At 61.2% G+C, this 613-nt stretch carries 2 protein-coding genes; one reads left to right on the top strand and one right to left on the bottom strand.

The features are described from left to right. The coding region (locus tag RISW2_RS23080) for an Lrp/AsnC family transcriptional regulator (protein WP_043775922.1) at positions 1-247 on the bottom strand (247 nt) is incomplete at its 3' end. A gap of 172 nt (positions 248-419) precedes the next feature. Here RISW2_RS23080 and RISW2_RS23075 point away from each other — a divergent pair. Continuing rightward, positions 420-613, top strand: a 194-nt coding sequence (locus RISW2_RS23075; RefSeq protein ID WP_043775919.1) for an RrF2 family transcriptional regulator, incomplete at its 3' end; no start/stop codon positions are given.

The following is a 613-nucleotide window of genomic DNA, read 5'->3' as shown; positions in this document are numbered from 1 at the left end:
CCGCGCGCCACTCGGGCGTGTGCTCCATGGCCTCGACCATGACGAACGCCGTCAAACCGAAACCGAAGGCGTCCGGATCGAGGAGCGCTACACGCCCGCTGATCGTTCCGGCCTCCTCATGTTTCTGGATGCGCTTCCAGCACGGCGTCTGGGACAGGCCAACTTGCTCGACAATTCGCGCGACCGGCATTGTCGCGTCCCGTTGCAGAAGGTCGAGGATCTTCAGGTCTATACGATCGAACTTCATCGTGCCTCCCCGGCCATGGCGGCCTTGCTTCGACGCAGTCAGGGGTGAGCATGACACGATTCACTAAAATGTCGATCATGTTTATCGTGTATTTGGGATAGGCCTCGCTTTCGCCGGCGAGGCTGTTAATGTCGACCACGTTGGTCGCACTTTCCAAGGAACACTGCCGCGGATGATCACCCACAAGACGAAGTATGCCCTGAAGGCTCTCGCGGTCCTGGCCGACGAGAAGACAGGCGATGCCAACGCTCTCAGGATCGAGCAAATCGCCGAACGCTCGGGTGCGCCCAAGCGGTTTCTCGAGCACATCCTGCTCGACCTGAAGCGCGCCGGATTGATCGGCAGCCGCCGGGGGCGGAAGGGGGG

Source organism: Roseivivax isoporae LMG 25204 (assembly GCF_000521865.1).
In the GTDB taxonomy this organism is placed as follows: Bacteria; Pseudomonadota; Alphaproteobacteria; order Rhodobacterales; family Rhodobacteraceae; genus Roseivivax; species Roseivivax isoporae.
The sequence above is the reverse complement of the archived record's forward strand: the minus strand, read 5'-3'. Positions and strand labels throughout refer to the sequence as shown.